Origin of the sequence: Rheinheimera sp. A13L (assembly GCF_000217935.1) — a bacterium.
In the GTDB taxonomy this organism is placed as follows: domain Bacteria; phylum Pseudomonadota; class Gammaproteobacteria; order Enterobacterales; family Alteromonadaceae; genus Pararheinheimera.
In genome coordinates, this window is sequence record NZ_AFHI01000001.1 from 116,741 (window position 1) to 137,653 (window position 20,913).

Below are 20,913 nucleotides of genomic sequence, written 5' to 3' on the forward strand. Positions count from 1 at the left end.
TACGCCTGATGTGAAGGAAAGAGCACCGCCCCACTCACATAGGTGAACTATGCTCCCGGGGTCTCAAGCTCTTGTCGCCTCTCTGCAACATCAATTACTTAGGATGATTTTGTGTTGTAATGTTGTGTTGGTTCGGCTTAGTTTGTCTGCTGTGAACTCTGACAGACAGAATTGAATGGGTTGGTGGTGGATTTGAGGGATAAGAGGTGGTTTGTGGGGACCAATATTGTGGCTAAAAACTGGTTTGAACGTTTTGACCAACACAAAGTACTGTATAGCTATCTGGCCTTTGCCTTTTACCTGCTATTAAATAACGGCATTAACGCCAGTTCTGTCTGGATGGAACACCAGAGAGATCCGCTTTCCAGCCTGCAGTGGTGGGAACCATTGCTGTGGGAATACAGCAGTGCTATCGGCACTTTAATGCTGATGCCGGTTTTAGTCTGGTTTTTCAGGCGGGTGCCACTGCGTTTTAATGCGCTACGCTGGCAAGTGTTGTTGCATTTTGTCGCCAGCTTGCTGTTTTGTATTGGCCATATCAGCCTGATGGTGGCCCTTCGTAAACTGGTGTACTGGTTTTTAGGCAGGGGCTATGACTTTGGGCCTTTAGCCCGTGAGTTTTTTTATGAATACCGCAAAGATGTCTGGGGTTATCTGTTTTTGCTTGCTGCCTTCCAGAGTGCACACTTTATCTATCGGCGGTTAAAAGGTGACGCCATGCTGATTGGCACCGAGCAAAACGAAGACAGCACAGCAGCCAGTCAAAGCAACGCCTCACCCGAACATTTTCTGGTGCGTAAACTGGATAAGGAATTTCTGGTCAAAGTGGACGATATCGACTGGCTGGAATCGTCCGGTAACTATGTCAATTTACATAGCAAAGGCCGGATTTACCCGCTGCGCGCTACTCTTGCCAAAACAGTTGAAACCCTGCAACACAAGGGGTTCAGCCGTATTCACCGCAGTTTTGCAGTCAACCATCATGCCATTCACAGCATCAGTTACGACCCCAGCGGCGATGGTGAAATTTCACTCAACAGCGGCGAGCGCCTGAATTTATCCAGGCGCTTTAAAGACGAATTCAGGGCTCGTTTTCAGGCGGGCTAAAACTGGCTCAGATAAAACTTAACACAAGACTGATGATGATACCTGTGACTAGTAACTGCAGCAGGCAATAACCCATTACATCTTTGGCTTTAAGGCCAGCTATCGCCAAAACAGGCAAAGCCCAGAAGGGTTGGATCAGGTTAGTCCAGGCATCGCCCCATGCCACAGCCATGGCGATACGGTTCACTTCAGCCCCTAACTCCAAAGCTGCGGGTAGCATCACAGGCGCCTGCACTGCCCACTGACCACCGCCGGACGGAATAAAAATATTCACTAAACCCGCGCTTAAAAAAGTCCAGAATGCCAGGCTTTCTGCAGTAGCAAAGCTGACAAACCATTGTGACAACGACTGAGCTAAACCCGACTGCATCATCACCGCCATAATGCCGGCATAAAACGGAAACTGCAGAATAATACCAGCGCCACCCTGAATGGCCTGCTGCAAAATATGTAGCAAACGCCTTGGGGTGCCATGCAGCAAAATTGCCAGAAATAAAAACAGGAAATTCACTATATTCAGATTCAGCCCACCGGCTTTGGCAAAATACTGCAGCAAATAAGCCGCAGCGGCCAGCGCTATTAAAGCTGTGAATACAACGCTGTTTTCCAGCTTATCGGCAGGTCGTGCTGTGGTTAAATCAGGCAAAGTTTCAGCTTCTAACTTAGCAGGATCTATATAAACTGAATCTTCAGCTTTGGGCCGCATCAGGTAATTCAGCAAAGGCACTGAAATAAATAAAGCCGCGACCAGCACCAGATTAAACCACGCAAAAATAGTGTCGGAGGTTGGAATAATACCAATTTGAGCTTCGGAAAAGTGACCTGAGGTGGCAATAGTTAAAGGCACAGAACCCGACAAACCACCATGCCAAATCACAAAACCTGAATAAGCACTGGCAACCAGCAAGGGATAATCTACTTTTACCCGCCGCGCCAAAGCTTTAGCAAACAATGCCCCCACTACTAAACCAAAACCCCAGTTCAGCCAGCTTGCCATTAAGGAGACAAGCGTGACCAGCACTATGGCCTGACCTGCAGTGGAAGCCAGCATCGCCAGCCTGTCCAGCAGTTTGCTGACTAAAGGCGTACTGGCTAACATAAAACCTGTCACCAGCACCAACAGCATCTGCATCGAAAAACTCAGCAAACCCCAGAAGCCGTCCCCCCATTGCTGCGCCACCACCAAAGGGCTTTGTTGTTCAAAGACTATGGCGGCGACAAACACCAACAGGCTAAGCAGCAACACAAAAATATAAGGGTCAGGCAGATAACGCTCCACCAGTTTAACCAGCGGTTTAGCAATGATATTCAGCATGAACAATCCTGCATTTTTATAGTTTTAATAAAGTTACCTTAATGTCTCTGCTGTAAATCAGCAAGCAGCAGCTGTCACTCCTGCTTATTTCGCCTGCAGCTCTTTCATTAACTGCTGATGAAAACGCTCCGGATCCTGAATATGCGGCGAGTGGCCTAAATCAGCAAAAGTGACCAAAGACGCATTAGGCATAGCTTTTACTGTCGCGGGGCCCAGTTTGGCGTAATTGCCGAGTGTTGGTTTGAGTTCAGCTGGCGCTATATCTTTGGCAATAGCTGTATTGTCCAGCTCACCTATCATCAGCAGCACAGGCATTTTCAGTTGGTTAAATTCGTACAACACCGGCTGTGTGAAAATCATCTCTGCTGTTAAAGCTGAATTCCAGGCCACCTGCTCTTTGCCTTGGCCTTGGTACATACCAGCCTGCATCTCCACCCAGCGGTCAAACTCTGGCCGCCACTTACCCGCATAATAAGTACTCAACTGATACTGTTTGATACCAGCGGCTGAGGTTTTTAACTCACGCTGATACCACTGATCCACAGTACGATAGGGCACTCCTAAAGCTTTCCAGTCTTCCAACCCTATAGGATTCACCAGCACCAGTTGCTCAGTTTCCTTTGGGTATAACAAAGCAAAACGGGTCGCCAGCATGCCTCCCATAGAGTGACCCATCACTGTGACTTGTTTGATATTAAGTTTGTCCAGTAAAGCTTTGGTATTAACCGCCAGTTGCTGAAAACTAAACTGGTACTGCTTTGGTTTGCTGGATTTACAAAAACCAATCTGATCCGGCGCGATCACTCTGTAACCTGCTGTAGTTAAGGCTTCAATACTGCCTTGCCAGGTAGCGGCACAAAAGTTTTTGCCATGCAGCAGCAAAGCCACTTTGCCATTGGGTTTTGCTGCAGGCAGATCCAGATAAGCCATTTCCAGCTGCTGTTGCTGGCTATTCAAACTAAATTGCTGCACCGGATAAGGATACTCAAAACCCTCCAGTTGTGGGCCATACACAGCTGCTGTTGCTGTAGCGGGCAGAAGTACAAAGGACAAAACAGCTAGTGCCGCCATTTTTATAAGTTTCACTCTATTTTTTCCTAAAAAAAAGCCTCTGAATACAGAGGCTTATTTCTTCAAATGGTTCAAACCACTTACCTCAGAACGGAATATCGTCGTCGAAGTCGATTGGTGGTTCCATTGGGCCACGTTGTTGTGGTGCTGCCTGATTAAAACCGCCTTGTGGCTGGTTAAAATTGCCCTGAGGCTGGAAGCCGCCCTGAGCCGGACGTTGCTGGTAACCACCTTGTGCCGGTGCTGCAGCAGCTGGAGCCTGAGGAGCGTAACCGCCTTGAGCCGGAGCCGCTTGTGGCATACGTTGTTGTGGTGCGGCAGCAGGTTGTTGATAACCACCCTGATTGCCCATAGGAGCGCCGCCGCCCATAGCAGCAGCCTGACCAGCACCCTGACCTTCACCACGGCCATCTAACATCTGCAGTTCGTTGGCAATGATTTCAGTGGTGTAACGCTCAACACCTTGCTGATCCTGCCACTTACGGGTACGTAAACGACCTTCGATATAGACTTTGCTGCCTTTACGCAGGTATTCACCGGCAATTTCAGCCAAACGCTGATAAATGACAACGCGGTGCCATTCGGTATTTTCTTTCTTTTCATTGGTGGTTTTGTCCGTCCAGCTTTCGCTGGTCGCAATAGTCAGGTTGGCGACCGCGCCACCTGTTGGCATATAACGGACTTCAGGATCTGTGCCTAAGTTACCAATCAAGATTACTTTATTAATTCCACGAGCCATGCGACTTCTCCTTAACTTTTTTGGCTGCTTTCAACCAAAGACTGTGCCTCTGCCAAATCAAAATGTTGCTGGCCGACTTTTAAATACAAACGTTGTTCCGCAACCACCACTGTGACTTCCAACACTCCATGGAGTTGGGTCAGGCGCTGCGCCAATTGGGCTGCTGCGGCTTCATCGGCCACTTCGACAGGCAATGACAGCCGTTGCGATCGCGCTGGCACTGTCATGCGGCTGGCATAAGCCAACCATAGTAAACCAATCAGGGCAGCGACAGCAAACAACGATTCACCGCTGCTGAAACTAGCCACAGCACCGCCTAAAATACCGCCTAAAAAGGCACCAAAAAATTGAGCACTGGCGTAAGTACCCATAGCAGTACCTTTCAGACCAGCAGGAGCAATACGCGACAATAAAGCAGGCATGCTGGCTTCTAAATAGTTAAAGCCAACAAAAAACAACAACAGCGCCAGGGCGATCGACCACAACTGCTGATTGATTAAAATTAACACAAAACTAACAATAAGCAGGCTTATTGCCAGTAATAAATAACCTTTTTCCTGCTGCTTGCGACTGGCGAGTATCATCAGTGGCACCATCAGAATAAAAGCTGCAATTAAAACAGGTAGATACAACTGCCAGTGTTGCTCTGATACAAAACTTTGCTGCAGCAACATTGTTGGCAATACCACAAAAATAGCCGTCAATAGTAAGTGCAATACCAGCACACCAAAGTTCAGTCTTAATAATTCGGGGTGACGAAACAACGCTGTGATTTGGCCTTTGGTGGCCAAAGTTTCAGAGGCAGGTGCTTTGCTGACAGCAACAGGTACCACCTTCCACACCAGTAAAACACCAATCACCGCCATTAAAGCTGTGCACCAGAAAATGCCACTTAAGCCGCTGGCCGCAGCTATAGCCGGGCCTGCCACCATAGCCAAAGTGAAAGACAAACCTATGGTCATACCAATGACGGCCATCACTTTAGGCCGTTGTTCTTCACGGGTAATATCAGAAGCCAGCGCCATAACAGCACCCGAAATAGCACCCATGCCCTGCAGCACCCGGCCAAAAGTAACCATATAAACAGAATCTGCTAAAGCAGCGACCACAGAACCCAGCACAAAAAAGCCAAGGCCCAGCAACATCACAGGCTTTCTGCCCCATTTGTCAGACAGCCAGCCCATAGGAATTTGTAACAGTGCCTGAGTTAAACCATAAGCACCTATAGCTAAGCCTATCCACAAAGGCGAAAAGCCAATCAGGTCTTTGCCAAAAATGGCAAAAACAGGGATCAGCATAAATAAACCAAGCATCCGGAAAGCAAATACCAGTGCCAGAGACCAGGCGGCACGTTTTTCCAGTGGATTCAGATGGGACATCTGCGACTCTATCTCCGGGTTAAAGCGGGCGGCGATTGTAGCACAGCTACCATCGTCTGCCATCACCGAACTAAAGAGTGTCTGTCGCAAATTCGATACGATCACGACCCCTGGCTTTGGCCTGATATAAAGCATGATCAGCGCGGCGCAGCTGGCAATCAAAGTCAAAGTCGGCGTTAAATACAGTTATACCTACGCTGATACTCAGGCCATTTTGGCCACCAAGTTGTGGCAGTTGCAGATGACGTACCGCCAGCAATAAACGTTCAGCCGCCAGTTGCGCTGAATCACTGTCGGTTTGAGGCAAAAATACAATAAACTCCTCACCACCATAACGTGCCAACACATCACTTTGACGTAATTGCTTTTGCAGCACTTCAGCGACAGCAATCAACACCTCGTCACCGCCCTCATGGCCAATTTTGTCGTTGATTTGTTTAAAGTGGTCCAGATCAATCATAAAAAGTGCGGCGCTATGCTGCTGACGTTGTAAATAAGCTAAGCATCCCTGAATAGCGTTGACTAAACCACGGCGGTTCAAAAGACCAGTTAAAGGGTCGTGCAGGGCCTCATTTTTAAATTTTTGCTGGGTTTCCTCCATATAACCTGTCAAAGCAAAAATACAGTAACCTGCTGAAACAGCTGGCCAAAAAGACTGTGAAATCAACAAACCAGACAATAACCACTCCGGCGCTATCAGCAACATCACAGAGCGAAGCAGGCAAATCAGCAACCAGGCCGCAAAAACCGATGCCATCATCAAATCGGACAAAGTAGGAATGGGTTTTAAATAGCGGAAACACCAGAAGCAGGGGCCTATCAGCAAAAAGGTAAACAAGGTCATCAGGTGTAAGCTGACATTTTGCTGTTGATGATACGAAAAGTAACTATAAGAAACAGCCAGCGCCAACCCAACAGGCACAATCCACAACCAGGGCACTAATCTGCCTGCTCGTTTGAAACAAAAGGCGGTCAGCAAAGTCATATTTAATGCCGAAAAACTTAATGACAGCACTAAACTCAGGCCATGCTCTGGCCAAAAGTAGAATAACCAGCTTAAAAGTTCAGCAGCTATAGCACCTTGCAACAGAGGCAAAGCTCTGCTGTTTTGGTCAGTTGCACGCAAGCGAAAACTTGCCAGTAAAAACACCAGCAACACCTGGATCATCGCAAAGCAGTAGAGTTGTTCAGAGGTCATAATACGTCTTAACCACGAGTGGACACTTTCAACTTAGCTTTAACTGATCCAATCCGCAAATCTGGTTCAAAAACAGTTAAATAGCAGCCTATTTCTTTGCTGTTTTTCTAAGCGGCTGACCTTGCTATAAAGCATGTATTTATATACAGTATCGCCAATTGAATTATTGCCCGGCTGATCCGGTTATGGCTTTGCCACATAAAGCTTTAACATGGCACCTGACATCGCTAACAAGGGTATAATTCGTTTTTCCCAAGCCGACCTCAACAGGCACGAGACGTAGGATGCAGTCGCCCATAAGGCACTGCATCAATTACAAAGGGTATAATTCGTTTTCCCAAGCCGACTCAACAGGCAAGAGACCCAATAGTATGGATAAAATAGATATTCGGGGTGCCCGCACCCACAACCTGAAAAATATTTCACTGGAAATTCCACGTGACAAACTGGTGGTGATCACTGGTTTATCCGGTTCAGGTAAATCCTCTTTGGCCTTTGATACGCTGTACGCTGAAGGTCAGCGCCGTTATGTTGAGTCTTTGTCAGCCTACGCCCGGCAGTTTTTGAGCCTGATGGAAAAACCCGATGTCGATCATATCGAAGGTTTATCCCCTGCTATTTCTATTGAGCAAAAATCCACATCGCATAACCCACGCTCTACTGTGGGTACTATTACTGAAATTTACGACTACCTGCGTTTATTGTTTGCCCGTGTTGGCGAACCACGTTGCCCTACCCACGATTTGCCGTTAACTGCACAAACTGTCAGTGAAATGGTGGATAAAGTAGTGGCCTTCCCTGAAGGCACCAAGCTGATGGTATTAGCGCCTGTGGTGCAGGAGCGTAAAGGTGAACACGTCAAAACCTTGGAAACCTTAGCAGCTCAAGGTTATATCCGCGCCCGCATTAATGGCGAAATTTGTGATTTGTCGGATCCACCAAAGCTGGATTTACACAAAAAACACACCATTGAAGTGGTGATCGACCGGATCAAAGTGCGCGACGACATTAAACAGCGTTTGGCCGAAAGTTTTGAAACCGCGCTTGAGCTATCCGGTGGTATCGCCAAAGTAGCATCGATGGATGATGAAAAAGCGCCTGAACTGATTTTCTCTGCCAACTTCGCCTGCCCAACTTGTGGTTATTCCATGGCCGAGCTGGAACCGCGTTTATTCTCCTTTAACAATCCGGCCGGTGCTTGCCAAAGCTGTGATGGCTTAGGTGTAAAACAGTATTTTGATGCCAATAAAGTCATTGTCAGCGACGAGCTGAGTTTGTCCGGTGGCGCTATTCGTGGTTGGGATAAACGTAACTTCTATTACTTCCAGATGCTGAAATCCCTGGCTGATCATTATGGTTTTGAGCTGGAAGTTCCTTTTGCCAGCTTAAGCAAACAACATCAACAGGTGATTTTAAACGGCACAGGCAAAACCGACATTGAGTTTAAATACCTGAACGACCGTGGCGATATCATTAAACGTAAACATCCGTTTGAAGGCATTTTGCCGAATATGGAACGGCGTTATCACGAAACCGAATCTAATGCAGTGCGCGAAGAGCTGGCCAAGTATTTAGCCTCGCAGTGCTGCCCGGCCTGTAATGGCTCACGTTTACGGGAAGAAGCCCGCCATGTCTTTATTGGCAAAACCACTTTGCCAGAAGTAGTGGAACTGTCGATTGGCGACTGTTTAGAGTTCTTCCGCCAGCTCACCTTAATGGGCCAAAAAGCGCAGATCGCCGAAAAAATTCTGAAAGAAATTCAGGACAGGCTGATGTTTTTAGTCAACGTTGGCCTGAATTACCTGAACCTGTCCCGCAGCGCCGAAACCTTATCAGGTGGCGAAGCCCAGCGTATTCGTTTAGCCAGTCAGATTGGTGCAGGTTTAGTGGGTGTGATGTATGTGCTGGACGAACCCTCTATTGGTTTGCACCAGCGCGACAACGACCGCTTATTAGGCACTTTGACGCATTTACGCGATTTGGGTAACACAGTTATCGTAGTAGAACACGATGAAGACGCAGTGCGCGCTGCCGACCATATTATCGACATTGGCCCTGGTGCCGGTGTGCATGGTGGTTATATTGTGGCGCAAGGCAGCTTAGAAGATATCAAAAATACGCCAGAATCGTTAACGGGCCAATATTTATCAGGCGTACGTAAAATTGCGGTGCCAGACAAGCGCCACGAAGGCAAAAAAGGCAAAGAATTACGAGTGTTAGGCGCTACAGGCAATAACCTGAAAAACGTCGATTTAGAAATTCCATTTGGCGTGATGACCTGTATCACAGGGGTGTCGGGCTCTGGTAAATCGACCTTAATTAACGACACCTTGTTCCGCGTTGCACACCGCGTACTAAACAAAGGCGAAGGCGACGAACCTGCGGCACACAAAGCTATTGAAGGCATGGAACATTTTGATAAATGTGTCGACATAGACCAAAGCCCGATAGGCCGCACACCACGTTCTAACCCAGCTACCTACACGGGCATTTTCACTGCAGTTCGGGATTTATTCGCCGGTACTCAGGAATCCCGTTCCCGTGGTTATCAGGTTGGTCGTTTTAGTTTTAACGTTAAAGGTGGCCGCTGTGAAGCCTGTCAGGGCGACGGCATGATCAAGGTAGAAATGCACTTCCTGCCGGATGTATACGTGCCTTGTGATGTCTGTAAAGGCAAACGCTACAACCGCGAAACCCTGGAAGTAAAATACAAAGGCAAAAATATTCACGAAGTGCTGGAAATGACAGTGGAAGACGCCCACGCCTTCTTTGAAAGCATTCCAGCCATAGCTCGTAAATTACGCACCCTGATGGACGTAGGTTTAACCTATATCCGCCTCGGTCAGTCAGCGACGACTTTATCCGGCGGTGAAGCCCAGCGGGTAAAACTTGCGCGCGAGCTAAGTAAACGTGACACAGGCAAAACCCTGTATATACTCGACGAGCCAACTACAGGCCTGCACTTCTTTGATATCCAGCAACTGCTGAACGTACTGCATAAACTGCGCGACGCCGGCAACACCATAGTGGTGATTGAACACAACCTCGACGTGATCAAAACCGCAGACTGGGTAGTCGACTTAGGCCCGGAAGGCGGCAGCGGCGGCGGTGAAATCCTGATCGCAGGCACACCAGAACAAGTCGCAGCTTTTGATAAATCCTACACAGGGCATTATTTGAAGCCGTTGTTGGGGATGTAAATTCCCAACTGCTGTTCAACTCCAGAAACGCCCGCCCTCAAAATGCGGGCGTTTTTTTGCTTTCACTATAATAAAAACAACGAAAATGGTGTTATTGCAGTTAACAACACAATCGTTGTACTATACTTTTACAATGTTTTCGTTGTGAGCCTGACCTATGGACTATCAAGTACAAACCATTCAGCAATTAAGGCAGTACATCATAGGCCTGCGTAAAAGTGCAGGTTTAACACAAAAAGCCGCAGGGGAATTGCTTGGCTTAACTCAGCAAGGTTATCAGCGACTGGAAGCATCCCCGGAAATCGTCAGTGTTGAGAGAATGATGAAAATTCTTCAGGTTTTTAATGCTTCTCTGATTGTCCGGGAAAATAAAAAACCAGAATCAAAATCACAAATCAGAGAACTGCCAGGATCTGGAAACCTGTACAAGCCAAATCCTCTGGCAAGTAAAACTGCAGATACAGATCTTCAATCACCCAACCTGCACTCAAAGGAAAAAACTCCCACCCTGATCAAAACTCCTACCGGCAAAAAGGGAGAGTGGTAAATGGCTAAAAGACAGGTTGCAAACTTAGGCGTGTGGATGAATGGTGAACTGGTAGGGCACTGGCATCCCGCTAAGAACTCTTTTCAATACGACGAAAGCTGGTATGAAAATGAATTTGCCAGAGCCCTGTCTTTATCCCTACCAATGTCACCTGGAAATCCTGTATTAAAAGGAGATAAGGTCCTTAATTATTTCGATAATTTGCTACCCGATGCTGACACCATTCGCAGGCGCTTAGCTACAAAATTTCAAGCAACCGGAACCACAGCGCCTGAACTATTGGCTGCTGTTGGACGTGATTGCGTGGGGGCAATCCAATTACTTCCTGAAGATGAAACATCTGCCGGATTACCTGCCATTGAAGGACTATTACTCGATGACGAAGATATTGCTCAAATATTAAGAAATACCACGTCGTCAACAGCAATGAATATTCAACAAGCAGGTGGTGAACTTCGTTTGTCGATAGCTGGTGCGCAGGAGAAAAACGCGCTCTTGTACTTTGATAATCAGTGGTGGTTGCCAACAGGCTCAACACCAACAACCCGGATCCTTAAACTGCCTCTTGGTTTGGTCGGAAATATGCGTGCGGACATGTCATCTTCTGTAGAAAATGAGTGGTTATGCTCTCGCCTTGTTGACGCCTATGGCATTCCGGTGGCGCAGTGTTTCCCAAAGCTTTTCGGCAAGAAAAATGGTGGAGTAAAAGCCTTGGTTGTTGAGCGCTTTGATCGCATCTATTCAGAACAAGCTGGAACTCTTATCCGTCTGCCACAAGAAGATATGTGCCAGGCTCTGGGAATGAACTCATTGTTAAAGTATCAAGCGGATGGTGGCCCATCTGCGCTGCAGATTATGGAGCTTTTAAGGGCAGGAGCAAACGCAGCGGAGGATTGTCGGACTTTTTTCAAAACACTGGTTATTTTTTGGATTATGGCAGCAACAGATGGCCATGCAAAAAACTTTTCAATACAGCATCTGAAAGGCGGAAATTATTCGTTAGCTCCCCTTTACGACATTTTGTCAGCTCATCCCATTATTGGCAGGAAAGCAGACCAAATGGCTAAACAGGAAGCTAAATTAGCCATGGCTGTAGTGTCACAGAACAACCATTACCACATATTTCAAATTGTGCTGCGCCATTGGATCACCTTTGGAAAGTACCTCGGATTAACAGAGGAGCACAGCTGCGAGATACTACAGGAAGTTTACCATCAGACACCTCGGGCAATTGAGCAGGCAAAAGCTGATATTCATAACCAACTGCACGGCCTGTTTCCCGCATCGGTAGCTTCAAGCATTTTTGCAGGTATGGAACTACTGAACAAAAAGCTGGCTCCGCTAGCCTAGCTTTTGATGAATGCAATTAAGACCAGTAAAAGACTATACCCAGCGGTTTAAGAGTGATTTCTTACTGCTCAGAAAATTGTCGATTTGAGACAAAACTGCATGTGTCACAAGCCGTTTTTGTCCAGAAACTACGCCTGATTCCTGAGCCCCTGAAAAAGCGGGAGCAAAGCACATCTAAACCCAATGGCCAGGCTGCGGTTTTGATGAAACTGGTAGAAAAATACCCTGATATGCTGGAACGACTGGCGACGGTTTAAAAGGCTACCTCCTTTCATTGCGCTACAGATGGCTTAGTCCTTTGCCCCCATAGCGGCATGGCACAACTAAACCGCTGATGCTAAATGCGCCTTATGTTTATGACAACAGATGCGTACGCACGGCCTGCGCGGTGTAATACAACGGATACACCAGATGCTGTTGCTCAAGCGGCGACGAGCCCTGAGTGCCGGTCAGTTTAATGGTTTTGACCGGATTACATTTTTCAATATAAGACTGCAGTGACCTGGCTCTGGTGCGTTTACCGCTTTTTACTTCCAGCGGTATCACACTGCCTGTGCTATCGGCCAGAATAAATTCAATCTCCGCCCGGGCATCCCCCCAGGAAAAGGTTGGATCAATGCCCAGTGCCGCTAACTCCTGCTGCACAAAGTTTTCGGCAATGTAACCCTTGTAGTCATAATTCTGTTGCTTTATTTCCAGATAGCTGACCCCCAACATATGGTTAAGCAAGCCAACATCAAATAGAAACAGCTTTACCATATTGTCTTTTTTGTAAGCCGCTAACGGACTGCGTGGTGTACCTTCAACAGGATAGTTTTTTAAGATCAGCCGGCACTTTTCCAGCCACATGATGCCGCTTTCCAGCTCCTGATAACGGGATTTACGCTCATGCACCTGTTTAAACTTAAAGCGTTTAACAGATTCATCCAATACTGCCGCAAGCTGAGCCGGTACGGCAGTGAACACGGCTTCTATTAAACCGGCATCCACCTTGCCGGAATATTTACCAAAATCCCGCACATAACCGGCCAGCAAATCGGCATGGATCTGTGACACCGCTTTTATACGCTCCAGCATGCTTTGCCCGGCCAGTTCAAACCAGTGGCTAACGGCCTCTGGCATACCGCCGGTAAAGTAGTAATCTGTCAGCTTATCAAACAGCTTAGAGTGTGCTGCAGCGGAGTTTTTCCCGGCATCATAGGCTTTTAACAGCGCTGCCTCGCCAGAGGCTAATAAGAACTCGCGGAAGGTTAACGGCCTTAAGTTGTATTGCTCAACCTTGCCGACCGGAAAGGTATTCAGCAAACCTATGTTAGAGCCACTGGCGGCAATAAACGCCTGCGGGGTTTGCTCGGCAAAGTACTTTAATGCCGTCACCGCACGCGGGCATTCGCCAATTTCATCGAGGATTAGCAGGTCAGTTGCCATATTAAACGGCTGACCGGTTAACAGCTCGATATTACTCAATATATCGCCTGGGGTTAATGATCCAGCAAAAGCATCCTGCATCTGCGGCGACTCAAGAAAATCTATCCGCAGAACCTTTGCAAAGTGTTGGCCAAACAACTCTTGTAGCAAATAGGTTTTACCAGTTTGCCTGGCACCGTCAATCAGCAGGGGCTTACGCTCATGTTTCGTTTTCCAACGCAGCAATGCTGTCAATAAATCGCGTTCCATAACCCCACCTTACTGCTGCCTCTTTGCATTAAAACTACACTTTTATGCGGATAAAAACAAACAGGAAAACACTTTAATGCGCATAAAAGTGTTGAATAACACATTTTATTGCGCATTAAAGTGTTGAAGTCCTCTGAAAATCAGTTTAAAGGCATGTTCGCGCATTCATTTAGCTATGAAGATTTTGAGACAACAAGAAACCAGTTAATTAAGTGAGTCAACGAAGGTTTGGAAGAAAAAGATCGGGAGTTTTTAGTGAACATAAATCAAATGGCGCCGGACTGGTCTATCTATGACTTTTCACATTACCCATCGGTGAAATGAAAACTGATCAATCCGGAGAAATTTAAAAATTCACGGCCTGAAGATTATCAAGCACATCTTGATCCGTTGAAGTTACAGTTGAATTAGCCAACCTGACTGGACCCTATTAAGGAAATAAGCTAAGTATTATGGGTAATTCAACAAGGAAGGGAATGAAGATGATCTTCGGTAAAACACAAAAGCAAAAATTCGGCACTTATGAAGGCGCATACTCAGTTGTCACTGACCGCGAGATTAAGGACAGCCAAATCACATTAACGGATCACGAGGTGGAAATAGTGACCCGCCTTTTTAAAGGCACTATTCATGTTGGTAATGTAAAAGACTCATGGGGTGCAGCGGAGAAAACATTCAGACTCTATCCGTCAGGTCATCAGATGCATCTTAATCTGGTTTACCCTAAACCTGGAAAATCAGAGCTCAGGTTATATTTAGCGGCAGGAAAAGGTTTTATGCCTGAAACTGGTGATGTTGTTTTTTTATTCATCAAAGATGCCGAATTGTGGATTGGTAATATGTCCGAATTTAACTGGCGTTTTCAACTGTCTGCGTTGACAGATGATACAGACGACAACAGTTACCAGGATCTGATCAACCAAAACCGTCAGGCGACTGTTGATGTTTACAACAGGAAACGTCGGGTTGCGCTGGATGCCATGGCCCATGCAAGGTATCGTTGCGAAGCTACTTCTAGCCATCGTCTATTTGTATCAAAAGCTACCGGTAAGAACTATCTTGAAGCACATCACATCATTCCGGTAAGTCTCGGCTCGCAATTTAATGTGCAACTTGATGTGATTGAAAACGTGGTTTGCCTTTGTCCGTTCTGTCATAGAGCACTACATCATGCAGAACCAGGGATTGCCGTTCCCATATTGGATCGCATAGTCAAACGAAGACCCGTCTTTACAACGTTTGGAGTAACTGCCAACGACTTATACAATTTTTACGCCCTGGAAAAGATAATCTGAGATCTTATGACGGTGGCAACTCATTGAAAGAATTCCCCTCACGCAGCCACAAAGTAACCAGATCCAGCCATTGTTCAGAGCTATATCTTGCTTTACCTTTTAGAGCACATTCCCATACCAGTAGTACGCGCCAGCCTAACTCCCGTAACTTGTCCTGTACTGCTTCATCATAAGATCTGTTCGCGCTGATTTTTTTCACCCACCATTCGGTGCGGCTTTTAGGCCAGTGAAACATAGAGCATTGGTGTTGGTGCCAGAAACAGCCCTGAATAAAAATAACAGCTTTGTATTTGGGGAAAACCAGATCCGGTTTACCAGGTAACTCTGCGGCGTGTAAACGATAGCGGAAGCCGGCTTTATGCAGACTGCGACGCACAATCATTTCCGGTTTGGAATCTTTACCTTTGATCGCAGCCATGTTCCGGCTTCGTGTCGCGGTATTATGCACATCAGTCATAACATAGTGTTATCCATGATAGCGGTAGTTAGGCATTACCTCTGAATATACAGATTCAATCTCTTTGAACTGACTGACAGTCGCAAGTTTCTGCCTTGTCGTCAAACATAACTGATGATGACCAGGATCAAAGCCGCTGATAGGGGTATCCAACTTAAAGGCCGGCCCAAATTCGAATAACCAATATGACTTTTGATTACGGCTATCGCCCTGAGGAAGTTCCAGTCCGGTTTGTTGTCTGTCTAATCCGGAGCGCTTTACCAACTTCACTTTTTTCACAGGCCAGACATAGTGTGCAATGCGCCCAGGCTGATTCGCGTCTTCCGTAGCAATCACACAGTAACGCACTTCGTTAATTACATTCTGCTCCAGATTTTCCCGTTCAGTAGCTTCCAGTCTGGTGTGATAATAGCGCGCCGTACCATTTTTAAAGCTATCAATGTAAGCAGTGTCTCTGCCAGCTTGCGGAGCCGCAGTAATCACCAGCGTCAGGTCAGGGTAAAACACCTGCTGCATCCCATGGTGCGGAATACGTGCAGAGTCTTCCATCAGATAACGGTCCACGGATTCAGCTTTGGTAAGAGCCGGGTCTTTTGCAAACTGCTTTTGTAAAAAAGCTTTAAGCCATAAACAACCATTGTCACCATTTGCCGAAGGTAACAGCGGGAAAGCACCGATGCCGATAGCATCTATTGCTTCAGAATACCTACTGCCAGCAGGGGATTCTGTCTGATCATTGGCCCCTGGGTACAACGCATAAGCACCATAAACAGACCGGCTTTTATGCGTCTGCTCACCTGAGGTTTCAATATGGACAAGCGCATCGCGGTATCTGTGCATCTGGTAAATGGCATCAGCAGGCACAAGATCCTGCTCAACATCATCCGACTTATTGTCAATCCGGTATTTCGCATCAAACAACCACATCAGTCTGAACTCATCAGCGAACGTCGCTTCCAGCACTATGTCGGGCTTATGATCATATAGCCAGGAACGGACTGGTTCAGTCTTTTCACCAAATTTTGGCTCATGCGCCAATCGTATAGTTAAGCCATCTTCACGGGTAAAGAGGTAGGAGTCTGCCAACACATCGTCAAACTTAATTTCTGTGCCAGAATGCCCTACACGTAAAGGCTTTTGCTCAACTTCATTAAAGTCCAAATCATCAATAAGGATCCGCCGAATTTCAAGAAAGCACCACACTTCATACAATTCGTCTATGGTTTTCATAGAAACAGAACTTTGGCTACCCATTACATCCAGATAGCGTTTTAGCTCGTGCCATGTCTGATACACACCGCTATAGCCGGTTTTTTGTTGTAAAACCAGCGACTCTTTGCTCATGCCTTTAAATGAACCAATCTCTTTAAACATGGGGTGGTGCAGGTATTTTTCCAGCGTTTTTTGCCAGCCATTTAATTGGCCGGAAAATGATGCAGAAAAAATCTGGGCATCCGGCTTTTTGTTGGCTTCAGCAACCAGACTGATGAATCTGCCAAGTTGAAAATGGGCATACTGCAGAACCATTTTAATAAAGCGGTTCTCCGGCGTATCAAGACTCAGAATTTTCCGCTTCGTCGCGTAGCTGTTGTGGTAGTTCTGCCCGCTAAAGTCTTGTCCCAACTTTTCCTGCAAAGCAATAGACAGTTTGCCTTTCAGCCGATCTGCTTTCACCCTGCGCTCAACCTGAACCAGCCGGCTGTGAGGTGCATTCAACAGAATACGGATATTTTTCTCAAATTTGTTTCGCAAGCTGGTAAAACGGGCCAACCACAACAGCGGGAAATTATGATTGGATTGCCTTTTGGCGTCAGCGGTTGACTCTGTGCTGTTACCAAAAGCAAAGCGCCATAATGGATAGTCGCTATCCAGACGCAGGTAAATCGCCTGCAAATCTGAATCCAGATCCATTTTGGTCGGTAAGACGACAAATTTCACAGCAATGTTTTGTAGCAGACCATTGCTGCTATAGCTAAATGGCAGAGAAAACCAGCCTATATTGTTACCAAAATTCAGGGTACCGCTCACCAACAACTGGTTTCCCAGTTTCCTGGTGCGGAATGAATTTTGAATCGCAGCCAGTTTATGCGTAATTTGAGGCTGAGGTTCAGAATCTGAACAGTGTTTAAACACCAGTTCAAACATATAATCGGTATTTTCAAACAACAAAGCTTTAGCGCTAATCAGAGCCCCTACTTCAGCATTGAGTTGGGCAGAGGTCTGTTCTGCGGTAAAGGAGGCAACATGCAACAAGCGGTCAAATACAACGACGCCTAAAGGTGCAGCTTTGCCGCGACTGGTCATAGTTTTAGCCAGCGCACGCTGTTTACCCGCTACATCTGGTCCATAAAGCACCAGTTGCCAGTCTGGTGTGTCAATCTGAAGAAGTTCGCGCATCCCTGAGCTCAAACCTTAAGGCCAGAAACTGGTAAAGCTGTTTCGTGTCAGACGATCTTTCATCCATTCCAGCTTCACTTTACTCCGGCATGGCACTGTTAGGGGTGTAGTTGCTGATATATTCTCCCGTAACAGATCCAGCCGTTCCTTTCCCCAAATAAGAGAAAGCAAGGTTGACAGCGAATTCGCCATATCATCCAGTAGCGTTTGAGAACTATTTTTAGAGCCTGCATTGCCAGCAAGTTTCTCATCATCCCCTTCAATACGGGGTAATACCTTACACATTAAAAAGTCATCCCAGACCGCCTGCAGTTCTTCATCAGTCTGAGGGTTGTGGCAAATAACAGAAAGTAATAATTCATTGAGCGCACGGTAAGCCAGTTCAAAGGGAGTGTCGTGCAGCACCTTGTTGACAGCCTGCAAAAACTGAATTGTTTTTTGTCCATCCTGGTCAGCTGAACAGTTAACCAACTCTTGCTGCGCCGCATGAGATAATCTTGAAAACCGCAGAGTTTTTGGCTGAGTTTCGGGAGCCCAGAACTGATTAAAGTCATTTGGGAAAAAACGGCCAAAATCAAAAGTGAGGGCACGGTCTATCACTTTTCTGGAGAAACCGTGAGTGGTTTCATCCATATTTACGGTACCAGCTACCACCAGGTTAAAAGGTACCGGAATACCATGCTGTAAAAAATCATTCCAGAGCAGTTGATCGGCAGCATTGTTTTCAATCTCAAGCCCCAGCTCAGCGGCCAAAGCAGCTTTATCTGTTACAACACTCAGTGATGAAGCAGAGAGTAAAGGTAAGCAGGAATAAATATAGTCTTTTCCTGTTGTTGATAAATCCTGAGCATTTAGCCAGTGACGGCTTTCAATCACAGACAGGTAGTCCGCAAAGTATTGCTCTACAGGAGCAAGGTTCATTTCATCCAGACATAACCAATAGGTTTTTATATCATCCAGAGCTTTAACAGACCACCAGCCGGTTTTTCCGTCAGGTAGCATAACTGTCTGAGCTCCGGACGCCTTCCAGGCTTTCACTATAAATTTGAGCGCATCAGTAACAACAAATTTTGGCGCACCACCTATTCTGGATATATAACCCAATAAGTCTGAAGGTTCATGCCAGTCAGGTCTGACAGGCACCATTTGAAAGTAGTCTTGCTCACTACCCTGAGCTTCAGCTTGTTTACGCACAAATCTTGATTTACCAGTACCTGAGATACCAGCCAGAAGGAGGAAGGGTTTGGATAACGAAACAGACGAAATGGAGCCAAATTCGTTTGTAAAACAGATTCGAGAATAAAAGGCTTTCAACTCGTTATAAATACCCAAGTTTTCTGGTGTCGTTAGCGCATATAAAATATCGCCCATGATACTTGACGATGAGTTGGGTACATTAATTTGTGTCAGTATGACCGAACCAAAACAATCCTCAGAACTACGTAACGTGTATGACTGGCTATTTTTATCAAAATTAATTATCGACTTTCCATTTAACCGAAAAGACTTATCTTCCATATCAAGGAAATCAGCCAATATAGATATATCGTCTTTACGCTCAAATAAATCCCGAACTAAGAGATCATTTTCAAAGTTCGCTTTCAGATCTTGAGATTTTTTTGCATATAGTACCGTGACATTTGTCTCTCTGATTCTATCGACTAAGTCATAGTATTTACGCAGCTCAAAGGCAAAGTCATACAACTCAACAGCAAACCTAAAGAACTGATTAGCTATAAGGGCATAATTTGCTAACTTTTGGTTTGAACTCGTTAATGCGTAGCCTGAATATTTATTTAAAACCACGCTTAATTGGGATTGCAGCCTCGCTCTCAGTTCGTAGGGAATATCAACCTCGACCAAAGTGTCAGGTCTGACAACATATCCTTTTATCGTCGCCTTTACAGCATCTGATAGCTTAATTAGCATGCATCTTCCTTAATCATAATTTAATCGAAATAACCTTTGATATTGCATCAATCACGGGCACTGAAACACTGTTCCCAAATTGCTTATATGCCTGAACATTGGACTTGGATGGCCTAAAAGTGTCAGGGAAACCTTGTAGCCTGGCAGCCTCTCTAGGGCTTAACTTTCTTGGGTTGGCGTTTTCCTGAGCAATCAGAATCTCACTCCCATCTTTGTAATATCGTGCAGAGATTGTGTTTGCATAGGATGACTCTTTAGTCACCAAACCAAATCCAAACCCTTTGCCATTATTTTTATTTTCTATTTTCCTACGCTGATGACCATCCCAAAGCCTGTCAGAAATCGTCAACTTTGGTTCAGGTTTAGGTTCCAGAATATCTCCGACCTTGGTTTTTATTCCCGAAGGTGTTGGATACTCAAAAGAATCGATCAGCCCGTCCTGCCATAAGACAATGTATATTCGCTGCCTGTTCTGAGGAACACCAAAATCCGTAGAAGTCAAAACCATTTTTTTTGCTTCAGCCTGGATTTGTTTCGCGGTTCCATTTTGGATCAAATCTTTTGATATATTGCAGCTGTACCCAATCCGAGTCAATGTTCTTAGAACAACCTGAAGTGTATAGCCTTTATCATTGCTAATAAGACCTTTCACGTTTTCCAGTAATGCAAATTTCGGTTTTTTAGTTTCCAGAATCCTAGCGATGTCATGAAACAAAGTGCCACGCGTATCGTCAATCCCTAGTTTCAAACCTGCGTGTGAAAAAGGCTGACATGGAAACCCTGCAACTAAAACATCATGATCTGGTATATCCTCAGCAAAGACCTTGGTTATGTCACCAAAGGGAAACTCGCCATGATTGTCTGAGTAGGTTGCTTGCGCATTTTTCTCAAACTCCGATGAGAAAACGCAAAGTCCGTCGTTATTCTGAAACCCAAGACGCATACCTCCAATACCTGCAAACAAATCGATAAAGGTAAATTTAGGCTTCTGGCTTGGCTTCAACGTGAGATCTGTATAAATAATTTCTTTCAACTCAGGTAGGTACTTATCAAGCGATACTTTTTTTAATTCTGCAGAAATGACCTGTTTATTAATTCCTTTGTTTTGCGCGAAAAAAGAACTGTCATTTGCCAAAGCATGGAGCCACTGATCTGTCACTGCTTTAACAGAACTACCCTCAGGGACGAATTTTTCTGCAAGTGGAGTTAGCGCATTTTCAAGTTGGACTAAATAGTTGGTCACGTTATATCT

Annotated in this window: 16 protein-coding genes; 6 read left to right on the forward strand and 10 right to left on the reverse strand. The window is 45.9% G+C overall.

Annotated elements, in window-relative coordinates; all coding sequences use genetic code 11:
- The first annotated feature begins 213 nt into the window (after nt 1-213).
- On the forward strand, nt 214-1,107 hold the full coding sequence (locus RHEIN_RS00495) for a LytR/AlgR family response regulator transcription factor (protein ID WP_008897000.1): 894 nt from the start codon (nt 214-216) through the stop codon (nt 1,105-1,107).
- A gap of 7 nt (nt 1,108-1,114) precedes the next feature.
- Here the strand turns inward: RHEIN_RS00495 and RHEIN_RS00500 are convergent, their stop codons facing one another.
- From RHEIN_RS00500 to RHEIN_RS20185, 5 genes are all read right to left on the reverse strand, one after another.
- Entirely contained in the window at nt 1,115-2,422 is a 1,308-nt protein-coding gene (locus RHEIN_RS00500; RefSeq protein ID WP_008897001.1) for a short-chain fatty acid transporter, read from the reverse strand.
- Between the two features lie 84 nt (nt 2,423-2,506).
- Nucleotides 2,507-3,508, reverse strand: a complete 1,002-nt coding sequence (locus RHEIN_RS00505; RefSeq protein WP_008897002.1) for an alpha/beta fold hydrolase — start codon at nt 3,506-3,508, stop codon at nt 2,507-2,509.
- A 70-nt stretch (nt 3,509-3,578) separates the two neighbouring features.
- Nucleotides 3,579-4,232: a single-stranded DNA-binding protein gene (gene ssb, locus RHEIN_RS00510; RefSeq protein WP_008897003.1), complete on the reverse strand. Its 654-nt coding sequence runs from the start codon at nt 4,230-4,232 to the stop codon at nt 3,579-3,581.
- An 11-nt stretch (nt 4,233-4,243) separates the two neighbouring features.
- Nucleotides 4,244-5,611: an MFS transporter gene (locus RHEIN_RS00515; protein ID WP_040554215.1), complete on the reverse strand. Its 1,368-nt coding sequence runs from the start codon at nt 5,609-5,611 to the stop codon at nt 4,244-4,246.
- Between the two features lie 70 nt (nt 5,612-5,681).
- On the reverse strand, nt 5,682-6,809 hold the full coding sequence (locus RHEIN_RS20185; protein ID WP_008897005.1) for a GGDEF domain-containing protein: 1,128 nt from the start codon (nt 6,807-6,809) through the stop codon (nt 5,682-5,684).
- Between the two features lie 371 nt (nt 6,810-7,180).
- Here RHEIN_RS20185 and uvrA point away from each other — a divergent pair, with 371 nt between their 5' ends.
- From uvrA to RHEIN_RS21180, 4 genes are all read left to right on the forward strand, one after another.
- The gene (gene uvrA / locus RHEIN_RS00525) at nt 7,181-10,009 is read left to right on the forward strand and encodes an excinuclease ABC subunit UvrA (protein ID WP_008897006.1); all 2,829 of its coding nucleotides are present in this window, start codon (nt 7,181-7,183) and stop codon (nt 10,007-10,009) included.
- A gap of 157 nt (nt 10,010-10,166) precedes the next feature.
- The gene (locus tag RHEIN_RS00530; RefSeq protein ID WP_008897007.1) at nt 10,167-10,556 is read left to right on the forward strand and encodes a helix-turn-helix transcriptional regulator; all 390 of its coding nucleotides are present in this window, start codon (nt 10,167-10,169) and stop codon (nt 10,554-10,556) included.
- Nucleotides 10,557-11,906 (forward strand): type II toxin-antitoxin system HipA family toxin, encoded by a 1,350-nt coding sequence (locus RHEIN_RS00535; RefSeq protein WP_008897008.1) that lies wholly within the window; start codon nt 10,557-10,559, stop codon nt 11,904-11,906. It abuts the gene before it with no gap.
- 101 nt (nt 11,907-12,007) lie between these two features.
- Entirely contained in the window at nt 12,008-12,163 is a 156-nt protein-coding gene (locus RHEIN_RS21180) for a hypothetical protein (protein ID WP_237704321.1), read from the forward strand.
- 97 nt (nt 12,164-12,260) lie between these two features.
- Here the strand turns inward: RHEIN_RS21180 and RHEIN_RS00545 are convergent, their stop codons facing one another.
- Nucleotides 12,261-13,583, reverse strand: a complete 1,323-nt coding sequence (locus tag RHEIN_RS00545) for an ATP-binding protein (protein ID WP_008897009.1) — start codon at nt 13,581-13,583, stop codon at nt 12,261-12,263.
- Between the two features lie 476 nt (nt 13,584-14,059).
- Between RHEIN_RS00545 and RHEIN_RS20190 the strand changes: the two genes are divergently transcribed.
- Nucleotides 14,060-14,878: an HNH endonuclease gene (locus RHEIN_RS20190; RefSeq protein ID WP_008897010.1), complete on the forward strand. Its 819-nt coding sequence runs from the start codon at nt 14,060-14,062 to the stop codon at nt 14,876-14,878.
- 4 nt (nt 14,879-14,882) lie between these two features.
- Here the strand turns inward: RHEIN_RS20190 and RHEIN_RS00555 are convergent, their stop codons facing one another.
- From RHEIN_RS00555 to RHEIN_RS00570, 4 genes are read right to left on the reverse strand one after another with little or no spacing between them, the layout of a single operon-like run.
- A complete protein-coding gene (locus tag RHEIN_RS00555) occupies nt 14,883-15,335 on the reverse strand; it encodes a very short patch repair endonuclease (protein ID WP_008897011.1) in 453 nt (150 codons plus the stop codon).
- A gap of 9 nt (nt 15,336-15,344) precedes the next feature.
- Nucleotides 15,345-17,732, reverse strand: coding sequence for a DUF2357 domain-containing protein (locus RHEIN_RS00560; protein ID WP_008897012.1), 2,388 nt, complete (start codon nt 17,730-17,732; stop codon nt 15,345-15,347).
- A gap of 15 nt (nt 17,733-17,747) precedes the next feature.
- Nucleotides 17,748-19,661 carry an McrB family protein gene (locus RHEIN_RS00565; RefSeq protein ID WP_008897013.1) on the reverse strand — a complete coding sequence of 638 codons (1,914 nt, stop codon included), beginning with the start codon at nt 19,659-19,661 and terminating at the stop codon, nt 17,748-17,750.
- A gap of 13 nt (nt 19,662-19,674) precedes the next feature.
- Nucleotides 19,675-20,904: a DNA cytosine methyltransferase gene (locus tag RHEIN_RS00570; RefSeq protein ID WP_008897014.1), complete on the reverse strand. Its 1,230-nt coding sequence runs from the start codon at nt 20,902-20,904 to the stop codon at nt 19,675-19,677.
- Between the last annotated feature and the right edge of the window lie 9 nt (nt 20,905-20,913).

Coding starts and splice junctions, on each gene's coding strand:
- RHEIN_RS00500 (WP_008897001.1), bottom strand. CDS start 2,422: ATGCTGAATATCATTGCTAAACCGCTGGTTAAACTGGTGGAGCGTTAT.
- ssb (WP_008897003.1), bottom strand. CDS start 4,232: ATGGCTCGTGGAATTAATAAAGTAATCTTGATTGGTAACTTAGGCACA.
- RHEIN_RS00515 (WP_040554215.1), bottom strand. CDS start 5,611: ATGTCCCATCTGAATCCACTGGAAAAACGTGCCGCCTGGTCTCTGGCA.
- RHEIN_RS20185 (WP_008897005.1), bottom strand. CDS start 6,809: ATGACCTCTGAACAACTCTACTGCTTTGCGATGATCCAGGTGTTGCTG.
- uvrA (WP_008897006.1), top strand. CDS start 7,181: ATGGATAAAATAGATATTCGGGGTGCCCGCACCCACAACCTGAAAAAT.
- RHEIN_RS00530 (WP_008897007.1), top strand. CDS start 10,167: ATGGACTATCAAGTACAAACCATTCAGCAATTAAGGCAGTACATCATA.
- RHEIN_RS00535 (WP_008897008.1), top strand. CDS start 10,557: ATGGCTAAAAGACAGGTTGCAAACTTAGGCGTGTGGATGAATGGTGAA.
- RHEIN_RS00545 (WP_008897009.1), bottom strand. CDS start 13,583: ATGGAACGCGATTTATTGACAGCATTGCTGCGTTGGAAAACGAAACAT.
- RHEIN_RS20190 (WP_008897010.1), top strand. CDS start 14,060: ATGAAGATGATCTTCGGTAAAACACAAAAGCAAAAATTCGGCACTTAT.
- RHEIN_RS00555 (WP_008897011.1), bottom strand. CDS start 15,335: ATGACTGATGTGCATAATACCGCGACACGAAGCCGGAACATGGCTGCG.
- RHEIN_RS00560 (WP_008897012.1), bottom strand. CDS start 17,732: ATGCGCGAACTTCTTCAGATTGACACACCAGACTGGCAACTGGTGCTT.
- RHEIN_RS00565 (WP_008897013.1), bottom strand. CDS start 19,661: ATGCTAATTAAGCTATCAGATGCTGTAAAGGCGACGATAAAAGGATAT.